This window comes from Klebsiella sp. Q2, from assembly GCF_009900705.1.
GTDB lineage: Bacteria > Pseudomonadota > Gammaproteobacteria > Enterobacterales > Enterobacteriaceae > Klebsiella > Klebsiella quasipneumoniae.
Map to the genome: position 1 here is coordinate 474309 of NZ_JAAABE010000002.1, position 17968 is coordinate 492276.

At 59.8% G+C, this 17968-nt stretch carries 17 protein-coding genes and 3 pseudogenes; 4 read left to right on the forward strand and 16 right to left on the reverse strand.

Going from position 1 to position 17968, the window contains the following annotated elements:
* Nucleotides 1-4 precede the first annotated feature (4 nt).
* The 4 genes from GT756_RS10025 to GT756_RS10040 all read right to left on the reverse strand — a co-directional run bounded on the left by GT756_RS10025 (nucleotide 5) and on the right by GT756_RS10040 (nucleotide 2033).
* Entirely contained in the window at nucleotides 5-331 is a 327-nt protein-coding gene (locus GT756_RS10025; protein WP_004202676.1) for a CcdB family protein, read from the reverse strand.
* Nucleotides 328-513 (reverse strand): hypothetical protein, encoded by a 186-nt coding sequence (locus GT756_RS10030; protein WP_004202675.1) that lies wholly within the window; start codon nucleotides 511-513, stop codon nucleotides 328-330. The genes GT756_RS10025 and GT756_RS10030 overlap by 4 nt, the downstream gene beginning before the upstream one ends.
* Before the next feature lie 178 nt (nucleotides 514-691).
* Complete coding sequence (gene ppk2, locus GT756_RS10035) at nucleotides 692-1510, reverse strand: polyphosphate kinase 2 (RefSeq protein ID WP_004202673.1); 819 nt, start codon at nucleotides 1508-1510, stop codon at nucleotides 692-694.
* A gap of 85 nt (nucleotides 1511-1595) precedes the next feature.
* Complete coding sequence (locus tag GT756_RS10040) at nucleotides 1596-2033, reverse strand: VOC family protein (RefSeq protein ID WP_004202671.1); 438 nt, start codon at nucleotides 2031-2033, stop codon at nucleotides 1596-1598.
* A gap of 278 nt (nucleotides 2034-2311) precedes the next feature.
* Between GT756_RS10040 and araJ the strand changes: the two genes are divergently transcribed.
* A complete protein-coding gene (gene araJ, locus GT756_RS10045; RefSeq protein WP_053810337.1) occupies nucleotides 2312-3466 on the forward strand; it encodes an MFS transporter AraJ in 1155 nt (384 codons plus the stop codon).
* A 6-nt stretch (nucleotides 3467-3472) separates the two neighbouring features.
* Here the strand turns inward: araJ and GT756_RS10050 are convergent, their stop codons facing one another.
* The 7 genes from GT756_RS10050 to adhP all read right to left on the reverse strand — a co-directional run bounded on the left by GT756_RS10050 (nucleotide 3473) and on the right by adhP (nucleotide 11763).
* The gene (locus GT756_RS10050) at nucleotides 3473-4564 is read right to left on the reverse strand and encodes an alkylhydroperoxidase domain protein (protein WP_048294921.1); all 1092 of its coding nucleotides are present in this window, start codon (nucleotides 4562-4564) and stop codon (nucleotides 3473-3475) included.
* Between the two features lie 9 nt (nucleotides 4565-4573).
* On the reverse strand, nucleotides 4574-5560 hold the full coding sequence (locus GT756_RS10055; RefSeq protein WP_062914235.1) for a putative FMN-dependent luciferase-like monooxygenase: 987 nt from the start codon (nucleotides 5558-5560) through the stop codon (nucleotides 4574-4576).
* Nucleotides 5560-7176 (reverse strand): ABC transporter ATP-binding protein, encoded by a 1617-nt coding sequence (locus tag GT756_RS10060; RefSeq protein ID WP_017900523.1) that lies wholly within the window; start codon nucleotides 7174-7176, stop codon nucleotides 5560-5562. Before GT756_RS10060 ends, GT756_RS10055 begins: the two co-directional genes overlap by 1 nt.
* Complete coding sequence (locus GT756_RS10065) at nucleotides 7173-8021, reverse strand: ABC transporter permease (RefSeq protein WP_160124738.1); 849 nt, start codon at nucleotides 8019-8021, stop codon at nucleotides 7173-7175. The genes GT756_RS10060 and GT756_RS10065 overlap by 4 nt, the downstream gene beginning before the upstream one ends.
* Nucleotides 8018-8962 (reverse strand): ABC transporter permease, encoded by a 945-nt coding sequence (locus tag GT756_RS10070; RefSeq protein WP_160124739.1) that lies wholly within the window; start codon nucleotides 8960-8962, stop codon nucleotides 8018-8020. The genes GT756_RS10065 and GT756_RS10070 overlap by 4 nt, the downstream gene beginning before the upstream one ends.
* A gap of 10 nt (nucleotides 8963-8972) precedes the next feature.
* Nucleotides 8973-10595, reverse strand: a complete 1623-nt coding sequence (locus tag GT756_RS10075; RefSeq protein ID WP_060655891.1) for a TIGR04028 family ABC transporter substrate-binding protein — start codon at nucleotides 10593-10595, stop codon at nucleotides 8973-8975.
* Between the two features lie 157 nt (nucleotides 10596-10752).
* Nucleotides 10753-11763, reverse strand: a complete 1011-nt coding sequence (gene adhP, locus GT756_RS10080; protein ID WP_004202657.1) for an alcohol dehydrogenase AdhP — start codon at nucleotides 11761-11763, stop codon at nucleotides 10753-10755.
* Between the two features lie 253 nt (nucleotides 11764-12016).
* Here adhP and GT756_RS10085 point away from each other — a divergent pair, with 253 nt between their 5' ends.
* A complete protein-coding gene (locus tag GT756_RS10085) occupies nucleotides 12017-12616 on the forward strand; it encodes an inorganic diphosphatase (RefSeq protein WP_004202655.1) in 600 nt (199 codons plus the stop codon).
* A 290-nt stretch (nucleotides 12617-12906) separates the two neighbouring features.
* Nucleotides 12907-12996 (forward strand): annotated as a pseudogene (locus GT756_RS26180) (MarR family transcriptional regulator); the annotation flags it as partial.
* A 309-nt stretch (nucleotides 12997-13305) separates the two neighbouring features.
* Here the strand turns inward: GT756_RS26180 and GT756_RS26185 are convergent.
* Nucleotides 13306-13464: pseudogene (locus tag GT756_RS26185) on the reverse strand (hypothetical protein); the annotation flags it as partial.
* Between GT756_RS26185 and GT756_RS26190 the strand changes: the two are divergent.
* Nucleotides 13387-13713 (forward strand): annotated as a pseudogene (locus GT756_RS26190) (GNAT family N-acetyltransferase); the annotation flags it as partial. The pseudogenes GT756_RS26185 and GT756_RS26190 overlap by 78 nt on opposite strands.
* A gap of 34 nt (nucleotides 13714-13747) precedes the next feature.
* Here the strand turns inward: GT756_RS26190 and GT756_RS10095 are convergent.
* The 4 genes from GT756_RS10095 to GT756_RS10110 all read right to left on the reverse strand — a co-directional run bounded on the left by GT756_RS10095 (nucleotide 13748) and on the right by GT756_RS10110 (nucleotide 17921).
* Nucleotides 13748-15460: an ABC-F family ATP-binding cassette domain-containing protein gene (locus GT756_RS10095; protein WP_160124741.1), complete on the reverse strand. Its 1713-nt coding sequence runs from the start codon at nucleotides 15458-15460 to the stop codon at nucleotides 13748-13750.
* 310 nt (nucleotides 15461-15770) lie between these two features.
* Nucleotides 15771-16466 carry a hypothetical protein gene (locus GT756_RS10100; protein WP_023318355.1) on the reverse strand — a complete coding sequence of 232 codons (696 nt, stop codon included), beginning with the start codon at nucleotides 16464-16466 and terminating at the stop codon, nucleotides 15771-15773.
* A 60-nt stretch (nucleotides 16467-16526) separates the two neighbouring features.
* The gene (locus tag GT756_RS10105; protein ID WP_160124742.1) at nucleotides 16527-17213 is read right to left on the reverse strand and encodes a hypothetical protein; all 687 of its coding nucleotides are present in this window, start codon (nucleotides 17211-17213) and stop codon (nucleotides 16527-16529) included.
* The gene (locus tag GT756_RS10110; RefSeq protein WP_160124743.1) at nucleotides 17214-17921 is read right to left on the reverse strand and encodes a glycosyl transferase; all 708 of its coding nucleotides are present in this window, start codon (nucleotides 17919-17921) and stop codon (nucleotides 17214-17216) included.
* Between the last annotated feature and the right edge of the window lie 47 nt (nucleotides 17922-17968).

Genomic DNA, 17968 nt, shown 5'->3' on the forward strand with positions numbered 1-17968 from the left:
GCAGTCAGCAGTTCGTGATAAGTGTATCGATTGAATCGATAACGCCCTGGCGCGCATGACTCAGATTGCAGACGAAATCCTGTGGCTGGATCCGTTTATTATTTAAGTTACTGATCATTGGCGTACAAAGTAAAAAGCTGTCAAATTCAATATTTATCCTTGGTACGACATGCTGATGCCAGCGTGGTAACTGTTGTGGTCGCATTAAAGGAATAATGACTCTCGTGGCCAGGTCTGCATAATAATCATTCTGCACAATCATATAATATGGCAGGGTTTTATTTGTCTGAGCAGAACAATTTCGATAAACATTGAATTGTTCAAGCATCATAGTACCCTGAAAAATTCATCATCAGTAAGAGTGCCTCCTTTTGCAATAAATTCATTCATTGCGGCAATGAATTCCTTGTGCTGTCTCTGTTTATCTGCTTCTCGTAAATCCTTACCTGGCTGTACTGACACCTTCTGGACGGGTACGTCAGTGGGTCTTTTACGTAGCGTATTACTTTTCATCATAGGCTCCTTGCGGTTGGTTCTGTGATTATTCACTTTACTCACTAAAAGATAAATGCCAGCAGTAATTTTAATGTTTATTTTGCGAGGCAGCTTCCAGAGGAAAGTAATCGCCTGAAATATTAATGGTTATAGTAATAAACCCGGCGCTGGTATTAACCAGCGCGGCGGGAAATAATCAGAACTTCTCCGGAATAAAGCGGAAGGGAAAATTGGTCTGTTTCATTTTACCAATTTTGCGCTTCGGCAGCGTGACATGCTCCACTGGCAAGGCTTCGTAGGGGATCTGCGACAGCAGGTGGGTGATGATATTCAGACGCACCCGCTTTTTATCCTCGGAGCGGGCGACGAACCACGGCGCCCAGGCGGTGTCGGTAGCGGCGAACATGGCGTCGCGGGCGGCGGTATATTCATCCCAGCGATTGAAAGACTTGATGTCCATCGGCGAGAGCTTCCAGATCTTGCGCCCGTCGTCGATGCGATCCCGCAGGCGCCGCTCCTGCTCCTGCGGGGAGACCTCCAGCCAGTACTTGAGCAGGATAATGCCCGACTCGACCATGCCGCGCTCCACCATCGGCGCGCCGTCGAGAAATTTCTGCACCTCCTCCGGGGTACAAAAGCCCATCACGCGTTCGACGCCGGCGCGGTTGTACCAGCTGCGATCGAAAATCACGATTTCCCCAGCCGCCGGGAGATGCTTGATATAGCGCTGAAAATAGAGCTGACTTTTCTCGCGTTCGGTGGGCGAGGGTAAGGCGACGACCCGGAAGATACGCGGGCTGACGCGCTCGGTGATCGCCTTAATGGTGCCGCCTTTGCCGGCGCCGTCCCGGCCTTCAAAGACGATGCACACCTTCAACCCTTTATGCACCACCCAGCGCTGCAGTTTCACCAGCTCCACGTGGAGCTTGCGCAACGCCTTCTCATACGCTTTATTGTCAAGCGGGGCGATCTTCACCGCCGCGTCGACCGGATTACCGCTTTTCTTATTACCCATCGCCATGCTCCGTGTTGCCGAGGTATCCCTTTGAAGTGTAATCCTTCACCGGCGAGGCGGTGGAAAATATTCCGCCCGGGACGGGTTAGCGGGCGCTCCCCGCGGCGATGACTTCCAGTCCCACCCGCTGCCCCCACGACAGCTCAAGGGTGTTACCGTCCGGGTCGGCAAAGAAAGCGAAATAGCCTACCGGATCGCCCAACTGCTCCGGTTCCCGACGCAAAACGCCTTCCCGCCGCGCCTGAGCGACTTTCTCATCGATCTCCGCCTGGGTGGCGCAGGCGACGCCGAGATGGCCGAACGGACCCAGCGGCGTGTCGGCAGGGTCATCACTTTGCACCAGCACCAGGGCGAAAGGTCGGGTGCGATCGCTGAGCCACGCCACTTTACGCGCCGAGGGGAGGTCGGGTTCGCGCTGGTGAATAACGGTCATCGCCGTATAGCGGGTATAAAAATCGATGCTGCTGGCCAGACAGCGGACGGTAAAGGCGACATGGGTAAAGCCGACATCAACATTTTGCATGGATGATTCTCCCGAGGTGAACGATGTCTCGACTTTACAACCTCAAGTTAACTTGAGATCAATCCGCGATGTATCCCTGCGTGCCCACCAATTTTTACAGGGGATTATCCACCGCCAGGCGCCTCTGCCGTCGGCAGGAAAGCCAACAGTGGCGCTGGCGAGCGCATGAACGAATCAGGCCGTTATATGGAGGATACTGCCGTCGGGCGTTTTTAGCTGGTGTGGCGAGTCGGGATGGTCAATAATGCCGGCCGTCTCTCAATACCCCTATAAGATGTATGAAAAAAACGATCTTTTCACTGGCGCTGGGCACTTTCGGACTCGGCATGGCGGAATTTGGCATTATGGGCGTGCTGCCGGACATGGCGCGCGATGTCGGGATTTCCATTCCCGCCGCCGGCAATATGATTGCCTGGTATGCCTTCGGCGTGGTGATCGGCGCACCGATCATGGCGTTGCTCTCCAGTCGGTTTTCGTTGAAATCGGTGATGCTGTTTCTCGCCGCCCTGTGCATTCTCGGCAATACCCTGTTTACCTTCTCCAGTAGCTACGCCATGCTGGCGCTAGGCCGGCTGGTTTCCGGGTTTCCCCACGGGGCGTTCTTTGGCGTCGGCGCGATTATCCTGTCGAAAATCGCGCCGCCAGGGAAGGTGACCGCCGCGGTGGCCGGGATGATTGGCGGCATGACGATCGCTAACCTGGTGGGCGTCCCCGGCGGCACCTGGCTTGGGCATCACTTTAGCTGGCGCTATACCTTCGCACTTATCGCGGTGTTTAACGTCGCGGTGTTTCTGGCCATCTGCTGCTGGGTGCCCACGCTGTATGACCGGGCCAGCACGCGGCTGCGCGAGCAGTTCCGTTTTCTGGCTTCCCCGGCGCCGTGGCTGATTTTTGCCGCCACCATGTTCGGTAACGCCGGGGTGTTCGCGTGGTTCAGCTATATCAAGCCCTTTATGCTCAACGTCTCCGGCTTTGCCGAAAGCCGGATGATGCTGATTATGATGCTGGCGGGGCTGGGTATGGTGGTTGGCAATCTGTTCAGCGGTAAAATTTCCGGGCGCTACAGTCCGCTGCGCATCGCGGCCATGACTGACGGGGCGATCGCCGTGACGCTGCTGCTGATCTTTGCCTTCGGGGAGCATAAAGTCGCTTCGCTGACGCTGGCGTTTTTCTGCTGTGCCGGGCTGTTTGCCCTGTCGGCGCCGCTGCAGATCCTGCTGCTGCAGAACGCCAAAGGCGGCGAGATGCTGGGGGCGGCAGGGGGGCAGATCGCCTTTAACCTCGGGAGCGCCATCGGCGCCTTCTGCGGCGGAATGATGATTGCCCAGGGGTTCGGCTGGAACAGCGTGGCGCTTCCCGCCGCCACGCTGTCGTTTCTGGCGATGAGCGCCTTGCTCATCTACGGTCGCCATCAGCGCCGACAGGCTTGCTAACGACGCTTACTCACGCCAGGGTTCGCCGAGCGTCAGCATCAGCCGGTTGGCCCAGGCGAAAAAGGCCGCTGACTGCAGCAGATCCAGCTGGGCCAGGGTATCTAAGCCCTGCTCATCAAGCGCAGCCAGATGGCTGGCTTTCAGCGCGGGCGGCGTCACCGACAGCGCGGCGGCGGCATCGATCTCCGCCTGCCAGCGCGGCGACTGCCCGCCGCGCAGATCGTCTCCCGGCGTCACCGCCAGCAGCGTGTCGACGGCGGTCTCGTCCTTCGCCAGCTGCGCCGCTTTGCGGGCATGTACCGAGGCGCAGTAAATACAGCCGTTGATTTTACTGGCCACCGTGGCGGCCAGTTCACGTTCGGCGCGCGGCAACCCCCCTGGGGTATAGAAAATGCCTTTATCAGTCAGCGTCCGCTGCTCCAGCACCGGCTGGTTGCGCGCCAGCAGGCGGAAGTAAGGCGAATCGCTATGGCCATATTTTGCCAGGATCGCCTGTTCTTCAGGGCTAAATTCCGCCAGCGGTTTATCCGCCAGCCAGGGTTCCCAATGCAGTTCATCACGGGTGAAACGCACCGGGGCCGCTTTGCCGCTTTGAGTTTGTGGGGTGGTGTGCCAGTACCCGGCCACCACCGGTGTGTCGGCGCTGACGATGGGCTGATGGTTGAGCGCCCGCAGGCCCAGCAGCAGGCGGCTTTGGAAGCCGATAAAGGCCACCAGCTGCGCCAGGGTGACGATGCCCCGCAGGCTCCAGCCTGCTTTTGTCAGAGCGTGCAGCGCGGCGGGGGTCGCTTCGACAGGAGTGAAGGTCAGCAGGCGGGCAAAGGCCAGCGCCGGAACCAGACGGTCCGTGGTCGGGTCGGCAAGGCCGAAGCCGGCATAGTGCGCCGCCAGCGCGTCCGCCTGGTGCAGTTTCGCCACCTTCGCGGCCACGGCGAAGCGTTCATCAAGAGGAAAGTCAGTATCCTGCTGGCTGAACAGCACTTCATAACTTCCCTGGGCGTGACGGGTGGCGGCGTCGCGGATTGCGCGCGCCTGATCGAGCGGGGAGCCGATGGCGATCTCCGCCAGTTCGGCCAGAATATCCTGACTCAGCGTCATGGTGACTCCTTATCTGATGTGGGGGGCAATATGCTGAGCGATCAGCTCAATGGAACGCAGCGTATCCCGGTGCGAAGGCTCCACCGAGTGCACCTGAAACGAAATATCGGTAGCGCGGGCCAGTACGCTGTCTTGCGCCAGGGAGGCGATAACATGCTCAGGATCGCCGACGTGGGCATCCAGCTGCTGCAGATAGTCAGTGACACTGTCACCTTCTATCCGATGACCCGCTTCCCGGTGCTGTGCCGCCTGTTTGCGCAGGCCGGGTTCGGCGACCTGCAGGGCGTGGGCGTGGCTGTCAGCGACAAAGGCGGTGCGCGAGGCGAGGATCCGCGGCGCAACGCCGTCCGGCAGCGCCGACAGATAGGCGTCGATGATCGGGTTCTGAATGGCGTCCAGCGGCAGGCGCGGCTCACCGGGCGGCCGGGGCTGCGTGCGGGACAGCATCAGCCCGTGTCCCGCCTGACCGGCACGGATGGCGCCCTCCACCGAGAAGGTGGCGATCCAGATTCGCGCCGCCAGCTGCGGCGCCGGCGGATAGAGATGGTTGTCCGGGTGGCTGAGGGTGTCGCCGCGCCAGGCGCTGTGGATCAGGTGCAGATGGTCAGCAAACACCGCTCCGCGCTGCTCGCTGGTCAGGCCGAAGGGCAGAAATGAGGTTGGCGTGCCGCCGGAGCCAAACCCCACCTCCAGACGCCCGTCGGTGAGTAAATCCAGCACCGCCGCGTCTTCGGCGACGCGCAGCGGATTTTCCATCGGCAACGTGATAATGGCTGTGCCGAGGCGAATGCGGTCAGTCTGCGCCGCGACGTGGGCGAGAAACACCAGCGGGGAAGGCAGGCCGCCTTCCTGTTCATGAAAATGGTGTTGGGCAATCCATGCGCTGTCGAAGCCGACGCGCTCCGCGTGGCGGATCTGTTCGGCCGCCAGCAGGTAGCGCGTTTGCGCAGAGCCCTGGTCGAGCAGACGGGTAAAAAAGCCGAGGCGTTTAGGCATTATGCGTTCTCCGTATAGGGCTGCGCTAAGCGGGGGGAAACCTGGGGGATAGCGGCGATCAGCTCGCGGGTGTAGGCCTGCTGCGGGGCGGCGAACAGGCGGCCAACGTCGCCATGCTCCACCACCTGGCCGGCGCGCAGCACCGTGACGCTGTCGGCAATCCGCCTCACCGTCGCCAGATCGTGGGTAATGAACAGATAGCTCAGACCAAGCTGCTGCTGTAGCTGCTCTAGCAGGGCGAGGATCTGCGCCTGAACGGTGACGTCGAGCGCCGAGGTCGCTTCGTCAAGGACCAGGATCGCCGGCTCGAGGATCAACGCCCGGGCAATCGCCACCCGCTGCCGCTGGCCGCCGGAAAGCTCCCGCGGCGTCCGCGACAGCAGCTCCGGGGCCAGTGCCACCCGGGCGGCGACGCTCTCCACACGCTGGCGACGCGTCGCCGCGCTGAGGCGCTCAAAGTTTTTTAATGGCTCTTCGATAATCGCGAACAGCGTCTGGCGCGGGTCGAGCGAAGCGAAGGGGTTCTGATAGACGAACTGGATTTTGCGCCGCAGCTGACGCTGCGCCTCGCGGCTAAGATGCCCGGCGTCAATACCGTCGATGGTCACCTGTCCGGCGTCGGCGCGCTCGAAGCCCAGCAGGATCCTCGCCAGGGTGGTTTTTCCGGAGCCGGACTCGCCCACCAGCGCATGGGTGCTGCCGCGCCTGACCTCAAAGCTGACGCTGTCGAGCGCCTGCAGCGCCTGTTTGCCCAGCGAGAAGCGTTTGCTGATCCCGTCGACGCGAATGGCCGGCGTGGCCAGCGGACGAGGACGATCCGCCGTCAGCCTCAGCGGCGCGTCCTGCAGATCGCGGAGCAGCTGGCGGGTGTAAGGGTGCTGCGGACGCCGGACAATCGTCTCGGTGGCGCCTTGTTCCTGAATCTCGCCCTGGCGAAACACCATGATCCGGTCGGCGCGTTCGGCGGCCAGCGCCAGATCGTGGGTGACAAACAGCACGGCGGTTCCCGACTCGCGACGCAGGATATCGAGCAGGTCGAGAATGCGCTTCTGCACCGTGACGTCAAGGGCGCTGGTAGGCTCGTCGGCAATAATCAGATCCGGCTGCAGGGCAATGGCGATGGCGATCAGCACCCGCTGCTTCATCCCGCCCGACAGCTGATGCGGGTACTGGTCAAGACGCTGTTCCGGGTGGCTGAGCCCGACTTTAGCGAGCAGGTTGAGGACCTGCTGCCGGCGTTCGGCGGCGGAGAGGGATTGATGCAGTTGCAGAATCTCTTCCACCTGCTGACCAATGGTTTTTACTGGGTTAAGCGAATTGCCTGGGTCTTGCGGCACCAGGCTGATGCTCACTCCGCGCAGGCGGTTCAGGCGTTTTGCCGACCAGTCGCTAATCACTTCGCCATTGAGAATAATTCGCCCGGCGTCGCGGCGGGCATTATCCGCCAGCAGGCCGATAATCGCCTGCGCGGTTGTGGTTTTCCCCGAGCCGGATTCCCCAACGAAGGCCAGCATTTCGCCGCGCTGAATGGAAAAGCTGACGTTATGCACCACTTCGCGCCATTCGCCCCGCGAGCGGTAGCTGATGCGCAGATCTTCAACAGACAGAACGTTCATGGGCGTACTCCACTCCACTGGCGGCTAAGACGATTGGCGGCAAGGACCACCGCGACCACGGCGAGGCCGGGGAAGGTGGTCAGCCACCAGGCGGTCGACAGGTAATTACGACCTTCGGCGATCAGTAATCCCCACTCCGGGACCGGCGGCGGGGTGCCGTAGCCGAGGAAGCTGAGGGTGGCCAGAGCCAGCATCGCGGAACCAAACTGCAGCGTTGCGAAGGCGAGCACCGCGGTGAGCGAGTTGGGCAGGATATGACGCCAGAAGATGGCGAGAAAGGTGCCGCCGCTGCCCCGGGCCGCTTCGACGTAATCGCTGTGGCGCACGCGCACCACTTCCGCCCGCGCCAGGCGCGCGAAGCTGGCGATAGCCGCGACGCCGACCGCCACCGCCGCATTCACCGTGCCAAAACCCAGCAGAATGATCACCGTCAGCTGCAGCAGCAGCGAGGGGATGGCCAGCAGGACATCCACCAGGCGCATGAGGGTGGATTCCACGCGTCCGGCCAGTGCCCCGGCGAGGGTGCCAAGGGCGGTGCCGACCACCAGGCCGATGGCCACGGCGATTAGCGCCGCCGACAGAGAATGTACCGCGCCGTAAACCACCCGCGTCCACAGGTCGCGGCCCAACTGGTCGGTGCCCAGCCAGTAGTGCGCCTGCGGCGCCAGGCGCTGAGCGCCGGGGATCCCTTCCAGTGGGTTAGCGGAGGTAAACCACTGTGGGGCAAGGGCCATTAACAGGGCGGTGATCATCACCGCCCACGCCAGCCACAGGCCTGGCTGCAGACGCACTCTGCGCCACTCCGGGCGGCGGCGAACCGCGATGGCATAGTCGACCAGGCTCATTTCACACCTCCGGTCTGTAATTGGAGTCGGGGATCCAGCCGCGGCATGACCAGGTCGACCAGCAGGTTGATCAGGACGAAACCGAGGGCGGAGATCATCACCACCGCCTGCAGCACAGCAATATCCTGGTTATTCACCGCCTGCTGGGTCAGCTGCCCGAGGCCGCTGCGGCCGAAGACGGTCTCGGTGATCAGCGCCCCGGCAATCAGCTCGCCCAGCAGCAGCCCGGTTATGTTCAGCGCAGGCAGCAGGGCGTTACCCATCACATGGCGCCAGAGGACGCCGGTCTCGCTCATTCCCTTGGCGCGGGCGACCGCGACGAAGGGCTGAACCGCCACCTGATCCATGCTGCGCATCAGGATCTGCGCCAGCGGGGCGGAGATGGGCAGCGCGACGGCGATAACCGGTAAAATCAGCCCTTCCAGCGGACCGGGGTTGATCACCGGGATCCAGCGCAACTGAAACGAAAAGAGCTGGATCAGGGCGATACCCAGCCAGAAGGTGGGCAGCGAGATAAACAGCACCGGCAGCGACTGCAGGAGGTTGCTCAGCCAGCGCAGCCCCGGCAGACGCGAGGCGAAGGCGAGGGTGAACGCCAGGATCACGGCCAGCAGGAAGGCCGGCAGGGCGAGGCTTAAGGTATCCGGCAGGTTGCTGGCAATCAGGCTACTGACCGCCAGACCCGCCTGCAGGGAATAGCCAAAGTCGCCGTGCAGCATTGCCAGCAGCGTGTGCAGGTACTGGCGCCACAGCGGGCTGTCGGCGCCGTAGGCCAGCCGCATGTCGGCGATTTGCGCCGGGCTCAGACCGAGGTCCGGGTTCTGAAACTTGATCAGCACCGCATCCCCTGGCAGCACCTGCAGCAGGAAAAAGGTGAGGGTAAAGGCCGCCCACAGGACCAGCAGCCCCTGACCGAACCGTCGCAGAAGATAAGCGCTCATATCCGGCCTCTTAATGTTTATCCAGCCAGGCGCTGTAGAACGACGGACGACCGACGGCCTCGAAGCTGACGCCTTTCACCCACGGCGCGCCGGCGAACACCTGCGGCTCTTCGAAAATCGGGATCACATAGGCGTTTTCGATCAGATAGCGCTGGGCATCGCCGGTTAACTGCAGACGCTGCTGTGGCTCCACCGCCGCGGAGATGCCGGTCAGCAGATCGTTCAGCTTATCATCGCGGAAGTGCTGTACTTTATCGCTGGAGCCGCCTTTCTGCAGCAGCGCGTCGCGGTTGTTGGGGAAAAACATGCTTTTTACCACATCCGGATCGGCGCGGCCCACTTCCGAAACGGTGAGCGGCGTTTTTTGCGGGTCGAGGTTGTCAAGCGTACGGCTGCCGGCATCCCCGGCTTTGACCGTTAACGCGACTCCCACCTGGCGCCATTGCTGGGCGATCAGCTGCAGCACCTCTTTATTCTGCGGCTGCGGGAGCGACTCATAGACCGTCAGCGCCAGCCGCTGCCCGTCTTTGCTGCGAATCCCGTCGGCGGCCGCTTTCCAGCCGGCCTCATCCAGCAACTGCCGGGCTTTGGCCTGGTCGAAGGTCAGTTTATCGCTCAGATTGACATAGCCGGCGGCAGAGCTGGCCAGCACGGAGGTGGCTTGCGGGTAGTTAGCGGAGAACAGCGTCTCCACCACCTGTTTGGCGTTGGTGGCATGGAGCAGGGCCTGGCGCACCCGCAGGTCGGCGACCAGAGGGTTATCCGGGCGGAAGCTCAGGCTGTCGTTGACCCCGCGGGTAGGGGCGGCGTAGACCTTAAATCCCTGATCGGTCGCCTGCTTTTCATCGTAGGCCTGCACCTGGCGAATAAAGCCCGCCTGGCCGGCCAGCAGCGCGCCGATGCGCACGCTGTCTTCCGGGGTCACAATATAGGTGATGCCGTCGAGGTTGGCGGGCCCCTGCTGGGCGATGTTTTTCGGCCCCCACTGATAATCCTTGCGCGCCACCAGCGTCAGCTCGCGGCCCGGTTTTTCATCCTGCACCACAAAGGGACCAGAGCCGATGATATGCCGGGCATCGCCCAGCTCCTCAAAATTGCGCTGCAGGGTGCTGAGGGACACCAGACCGGAGCCGATGGTGGCGGTCCCTTGCAGAAAGCCCGGCGACGGTTTGTTGAAGTAAAATTTCACCGTCAGCGGGTCGATCACTTCGCTGCGCTGGTAGTTATTGATCACCTCCGAGACAGGCAGGCGGTGGGCTTTATCGCCCAGCCCATAGGTGTCGAAGTTTTTGGCGACGGCGGCGGCATCCACCGGCGTACCGTCCGAGAAGGTGACCCCTTTGCGCAGGTGGAAAGTGTACTCGGTTTTATCGGCATTACTGGTCCAGCTCTCGGCGATCCACGGCTCAATCTCCAGCGTTTTCGGGTTCTGCCAGGTCAGCTTGTCGGTGATCTGATTGAGAATGCCGCCGTTTGGATAAAAGCCGCCGGCGGGTGGATAGAGATTGGTGTGCGGTTGCTGCTCCAGATAAATTAAGGTACCGCCTTTAACCGGCGTGTCGGCGGCCCAGACGGAAAAGGCGCCGGAAAGAAACAGCGCGGCCAGCGCGGGCAGGCGAAAATGACGATGCATGGTGAATTCCTTTGTTATCTATTGTCTTGCCATCATCGGGCGCGGCTAAAAACAAAGGAACCAAGGAATTGCGCTAAGCATTTGCGGAAATTGCATTTACTTTTCGCGGCGGGAAGCGAGGGGAAGCGCCTCTCCCGGGCGGGAGAGGCGCTGGCGATTAGCTACGTAGATCGATAACCATACGGCCGCGGATCTGACCCTGCTCCATCTCTTTAAAAATGGCGTTGATATCTTCCAGCGGGCGCAGGGTGACTTTCGGCACCACTTTGCCTTCGGCGGCGAACTGGAAGGCTTCCACCAGATCCTGACGGGTACCGACCAGCGAGCCGACCACTTCGATGCCGTCGAGCACCAGACGTGGAATATCGAGGCTCATTGCTTCCGGCGGCAGGCCTACCGCCACCACGCGGCCGCCGGCGCGAACGGCATCCACCGCCGAGTTAAAGGCCGCTTTAGCAACCGCGGTCACCACGGCAGCATGCGCGCCGCCGGTTTTTTCCTGAATCACTTTCGCCGCATCTTCATTGCGCGAGTTGATGGTCAGATCGGCGCCCATCGAGGCCGCCAGCTCCAGCTGGCCGTCGTTGACGTCGATGGCGATCACTTTGGCGTTAAAGACATTCTTGGCATACTGCAGCGCCAGGTTGCCCAGGCCGCCGAGGCCGTAGATAGCGATCCACTGGCCCGGTTTGATGTGGGAGACCTTAACGGCTTTGTAGGTGGTGACCCCGGCGCAGGTGATGCTGCTGGCGGCGGCGGAGTCGAGGCCGTCCGGGACTTTGACCGCGTAGTTGGCGGTGACGATGCACTCTTCCGCCATGCCGCCGTCGACGGTATAACCGGCGTTTTTCACCGAGCGGCACAGCGTCTCGTTGCCGCTGTTACAGTATTCGCAGTGGCCGCAGCCTTCGAAGAACCACGCCACGCTGGCGCGATCGCCCGGCTTCAGGGAGGTGACGCCAGGGCCGACTTTTTGTACTACCCCGATCCCTTCATGACCAAGAATAACGCCGGTTTTATCGCCAAAATCGCCGTTTTTCACGTGCAGGTCAGTATGACACACGCCGCAGCATTCCATTTTCAACAGCGCTTCGCCGTATTCCAGCGGGCGCAGCGTTTTTTCCGTAACGTTAACCTGATGGTCGTGGGTAACAACAGCTGCCTTCATGCCTGTCTCCTTGTGAGGGGAATGATTAATTTTATTAATGCAATACTACCTAATAAGGATTAGACGCTATGGGGAAAAAAACAAGGCGCTTTAGTACAGGATGTGGTTTTTTGCTACAACGATAGCACAAAATTCAGACAATACCTCTAATTTTGGTAGGTAATAATAGCGTCACTGAATGGTCATGTTTTCTTCATCACTCAACACTATTGTTTTGCGCATCAATTTCTTATAACAACAGAGTGATACAACAATGCATCTGGTCAAAACGCTCCTCACTGCCGGTCTGCTTTTTTCCGCCGCCGCACAGGCTCACAATGTGCTGGAATTCCCGCAGCCGGAAAACAATCCCGAAGAGTTTTACGCGGTTACCGAGATCCCGGCTGGCGGGATCATTAAGTATGAAACCGACGCCAAAACAGGATTTATCATCGCCGACCGCTTTCAGTCGATGCCGGTGGCTTACCCGGCAAACTACGGTTCATTAACCCAGTCGCTGGCCGGGGATGGCGACCCGCTGGACGTGGTGTTTTACACCCGCGCGCCAATGGCCCCGGGCACGCTGATTAAGCTGCGGCCGATCGGCGTCCTTAAGATGGTAGACGGCGGTGAGAAAGACGACAAAATCATCGCCGTGCCGGCCAGCAAAATTGATCCCACCTATGACGACATCAAGACCATCGCCGATCTGCCGAAAATCGAGCAGCAGCGGCTGGAGGCCTTCTTCCGGGTCTATAAAGAACTGCCGGAGGGGCGGAAAAAGGTCGAGCTGGCCGGGTTTAATGATGCCGCCGCCGCGAAGCAGGAGATCAAATCGGCCTGGGAAGCCTGGAAGGGGAAGAACCCGCAATAATATTCATCGCGGGCGGAGTCCGGCGCCCGCAGCATTCCATCATCCGATACGCTACCCAGCCGTACTGGAGGGGTTATCCTCTTGACGCGTCCTGCGATAGATGGTTGTATAATACAACTATATCTTGATCTGGACGCATCGCTATGGCTGACACCTCCTTAATCCAACAGATCCGTACCGCCTCACGGTTAATGGTGCGCGAGCTGGGTTTTATGAACACCACGCTGGCCGCCACCCACTATTCGCCGTCGGCGGTGCATACCCTGCTCGAAGTGTCGGTGAGAGGGGCGATGACCGCCGCCCAGCTGGTGACTTTGCTGGGCCTGGAAAAATCGAGCGTCAGCCGGATGATTGCCCGTCTGCTGGCGGCCGGGGAGCTGGAGGAACGTCCCTGCGCGGAGGATGCGCGGTCTAAATCGCTGGCGCTGACCGCCAAGGGGCACGATACGGTGGCGATGATCAACGCGTGGGCTACCCGCCGGGTGGTGGAGACGTTAGGCCATCTGGATGAGCCGCAGCAGCGGACCGTCGCCAGCGGACTGGCGGCCTATGCGCAGGCGCTGGCGCAGTGTCGGGATACTGCGCTGGCGGATACGACCCCGCAGATTTCGCTGGTGACCGGCTATCAGCCGGGAATGATCGGTCGGATAGCCCAGATGCACGGGGAGTATTACGCCCGGCACCATGACTTTGGCGCTTTTTTTGAAGGCAAGGTCGCCAGCGGCGTGGCGGAATTTGCCACCCGGCTTTCCTCGCCGGCCAACCAGATCTGGCTGGCGATGCGCGAGGGGAAGATTGTCGGTTCGGTGGCGATCGATGGCGAGGATCTCGGCCAGCAGCAGGCGCATCTACGCTGGTTCATTCTCGATGACAGCTGTCGGGGAACCGGCATTGGCAGGCGGCTCCTCAGTGAGGCGATGGCTTTCTGCGATAGTCGTCAGTTCAGCGCCGTTCAGCTGTGGACGTTTAAAGGTCTGGACGCGGCCCGCAAACTGTATGAGTCCTTTGGCTTCACGTTAACCCGCGAATGGCAGGGGGATCAGTGGGGAAAGGTGATGACCGAGCAGCAGTTTACCCGGCCAGGCAACGCCGGCTAAGGGCGGGGTGCCTTAGCCGGCGGGGGGGCGAAGATTACCCCAGTTGATTTAGCAGCCGGGCGATCTCCTCTCGCCACTGCGCCTGCAGCGCAGGCTTTTGATGTTTCGGCTTACGGGCCATGTCGTCCGCCAGCCATTGCTCCAGAGCGATCAGGCGCGCCAGCAGCGCCTCTTCATCATCAGCCGCGAGTGACGGCTCCTGAGGTGAGTAGGCCACCGTCGGGGTGGAGGGCTGCGTCTGCAGACGGGCATAAACCTCTTCCAGACTGTGCCACTCCGTTAGCCCGGCGCGGTCGATCAGCCAGAAGCGGTTACAGCTTTCGCTAATAAGCTGGCGGTCATGACTAACCAGCAGCACGCCGCCGGGGTAGTCGCGGAGCGTCTGCGCCAGCGCCGCTTTGCCCTCCATATCAAGATGGTTGGTGGGTTCATCCAGCAGCAGCAGGCTGTAGCGCGCCAGCGACAGGCCGACGAACAGCAGCCGCGACCGCTCACCGCCGCTGAGAGTGCTGACCTTCTGACCATGCCTCGCCCAGCCAAATCCAGCGGCGATCAGCGCCCGTTTCCGGGTGTCCGCCGACGGGGCGAACGGCGTCAGGGCGTCGAGCAGGCTGGCATCGTCCGGCAACTGCGCCAGCGTCTGGTCGTAATACCCGGGGTGAAGCCGGGGGTGCAGACGCAGCCCCGGAAGAGGCGATGCGTCGTTCATCTGCTGCCACAGCAGGCGCAGCAAGGACGATTTACCGCCGCCGTTGCGCCCCATGATGGCCACGCGATCTCCGCTGCGCAGTCGCGCCACGCCGGCGGTAAACAGGGCCGGCAGTCCCGGCGCGGGGGCCACCGGCAGCCTGTCCATCTCCAGCAGGCGGTCCGCCGGCAGGGCGTCCCCTTGCAACACCAGGCGCCACGGCGGGCCGACGCTGAGCTCAGTCTGCTCGTCTTTCAGGCGGGCGACCTGCTTCTCCATCTGTTTGGCTTTGCGGGCGAGATCTTCGTTGTCATACACCCGACCCCAGGTGGCCAGCCGCCGGGCGCTGGCGCTGACCCGGTCGATCTCTTTTTGCTCGGCCTTATGACGTAATGCGGCGCTTTCATCCTGCTCCTGCAGTGCCTGACGGGCAGCGCTGCAGGGCAAGGCGAAGCTGTGCAGCGTCTGGTCGCGAAGGATCCAACTGGCATTAGTTACAGCATCCAGTAAGGTGTTGTCATGTGACACCAGCACGAAGCTCCCCTGCCAGGTTTGCAGGAAGCTTTCCAGCCACAACAGGGTGGGCAGATCGAGATGGTTGCCGGGCTCATCCAGCAGCAGCAGGTCAGGCTGGCGGATCAGCGCCCGGGCCAGCAGCAGGCGCGTGTGCTGCCCGCCGCTTAGGGTGCTGGTTTGCTGCGCCATCACCGCCGGCGTGAAGCCCATCTGCGCCAGCAGGCGTTCGGCCAGCCAGCGCTGTGCTTCCCGGGCGTCGGCGGGTAACGGGGCCAGCACCGCCTGCAGCAGTGACTGCGAACGCAGCGCCTCCGTCAGATGCTGTTCAACGCGGGCCATCAGACACTGACCGGCGAGCGAGACGCTGCCCGAGGTGGGCGCGAGAGTGCCATCCAGCACCTGCAGCAGGGTGCTTTTGCCACAACCGTTATGGCCAATGAGACCGATACGGTCGCCTTTCTTCAGGGTGAAGGAGAGGGTGTTAAACAGCGGCCCAAAAGCCGTCTCCACGTGGAGCGCATGGGCAGTTAGTAATGTACTCATAGTCAACTTACTCAAGAGTTACAGGCATGCGAATGCCTCGTCAAAACTCGCTGACGATAACCCGGTAAGCCGGAGAGAAGGGATTCTGTGAAGGGTCTTCGCTCAAGCCAAAGTTATCGCAGCACGATACCGATAACGCTTGAGCTGGCGCCATTGCCTAAGGCATGTGAAACAATAAACATTTCACAATACAGCATGGGGGGCCTCCTTTTATATTCAGTTAGTGAATGGGTGATGGCAGTGTAGTGGGGAAAGGAAAAGCGCGCCAGTGACAAAACTGGCAGGGGGCGAGCGCGGCGCCCCTCAGAGTTTAGCGTACAAAGGGAAACCAATACGCTTTTGCCAGTACCGCTTCGGTCAGGGTATTAGCGTCAGTTATTTTTTGGCACTGGGCTTCGAGGACATCAGGTTTACCCTTCGGGAACCAGCGTTGAGAAATGTAAAGCGTCAGGAAAACAGTTTCACGTGTTTGCTCACAGTGATAGGCATTTTTAATGTTATCAATTCTTCGGAATCCATATGGGTCTCTGTATTCTATGTAAGTTTCATAGTGGGATCTGGATTCAAAATAATTATCTGGTTCCATGCTTGCCCAGACAATACTGAGATAATGCTTATCATGAAGGAAGTAACGATAACGGGTTGTCTCTCCACCGGGAATAACGCCGGGGAACAATCCAAAAAAGATGAAAATCAGCAAAGATAGCATAACGGGAATAACCGGATGACGCAGTTTACGATGCGTTGATTTTCTCGTTGATAACAGCCAAATCAACGGTATAACGAGTGAGCAGAGAATAGCGACAAACGGTTTATAGAAGGTGTACAGACTATGTTCGATAAGATCACCAGCAACGGCATCATATGAACTGATTTCAAAGGGGGAATGCAGTGTTTCACCACTCAGTGAACATAAGCCATAGACTAACCCTGTTATTCCTGTCAGTGCTAAATATAAAATGATCATCCTATTCGTCATATTTTTTGTCGCAACCTGGTGGGGCATATTAACGTTCCTTGTTTGTCTTAGTAGTGAGAATCATTGAAAGTATTATCATTGATTTATTTAAAAAATAATGGGAAACCAGCGGGCGTGGTCGCGGGTATATTCCGTCATCGCCTGGGGATCCTTTATCGCCTGGCAGGGAGCCTCGAGAATATTCGGATACGCATCCGGATACCAATCCTCTTCGGTCGTTAAGGTAAAAAAGCGAGACTCCCGGTGGGTTTCACAGGTATAGGCGTTTTTAATATTGTCGGCTTTGCGATATCCCTTGGGATCGCGATATTCGATATACACGTTGTACTCAGAGCGGATACCCCGCCACGCGCCCGGCTCCGGTTTCTGCCAGCGGACCGTCTGGTAGTAGCGCTCCCGCTCGCCGTAGCGATAGACGGCGGTCTCCCCGCCGGGAATCACGTCGGGTCTGAGGAAGAAAAAAGCCAGTCCCGCCAGCAGCCGTAGCAATGGCGGGAGAAGGTGGGTCAGCGGCCGCTGCGGCAGACGGTTGACCAGCAGCAGCCACAGCAGCGGCGGGATCAGGCTGACGATAATAGCGAAGAGGATTTTCGCCGGCGTGTAGAGTTCATGCACCGACACCTCGCCGGCTTTCGCCGCGTAAAGCGCCTGCTTATCGCCGAAATACCAGTACTCGCCGTGAAAGCCGCTGATGGCGCTCACCAGCAGCAGCCCGCTAAACAACCCCAGCCAGACCCGTAATAGCGGTTGCAGAACCATTTTTTGCTGGCTCATTTATGGTGCCTCCACAGGAACGGTGGCGATCGGGCGGGCAATCATGATTGCCGTGTCGCTGAGCGCGTTCAGATCGCTTACCTGAGTACACTGGCGGGCCATGACCTGCGGATCGCGGTCCGGAAACCAGCCCTCATTGAATGACAGGGTGTAAAACTGGCTGTGCCGCTGTACTTCACAGCGCCAGGCGCGGCGAAGATTATCCCTGTCGACAGGCCAGCGCGGATCTTTCGCTTCAACAAAAATCTCATATTTAGAGGGCTGAGTGATACGTTGGTTAGAATTTGTCTTCATCCAGAAAATGGCAGTGTAGTAAACGTTGTGTTTCCCGTACTGAATACTGGCATCCCGTCCGGGGGTGACCTCCGGATGGAGGAAAATAAAGATCCCGGCGGCAATCAGTACCATCAGCGGGAATAGCGGATGCTGTATCGGCCGCCAGGGAATATTACGCACCGCCAACAGCCAGACCAGAGTCAGAAACAACACGTAGAGCAGGGCGAAGAAGAATTTACTCGGCGTATAGATGACGATGTCCACCAGATCGCCGGTAGCGGGCTGATACTGCTCAGCGCGCGGGGTGAGCATCCACATATCGCCGCCAGAGAGGCACAGGCCGGCGATGATGGCGATACTACCCGTGAGGAGTAAGACAATCCGGATCAGAATAGCCTTCGCTTTATTCGCGTCAGGGGTTAATTTTTGCATTTCACATTCCGTTGTGAGGGGGTGAGAAACAACTATTTTGCACAGCG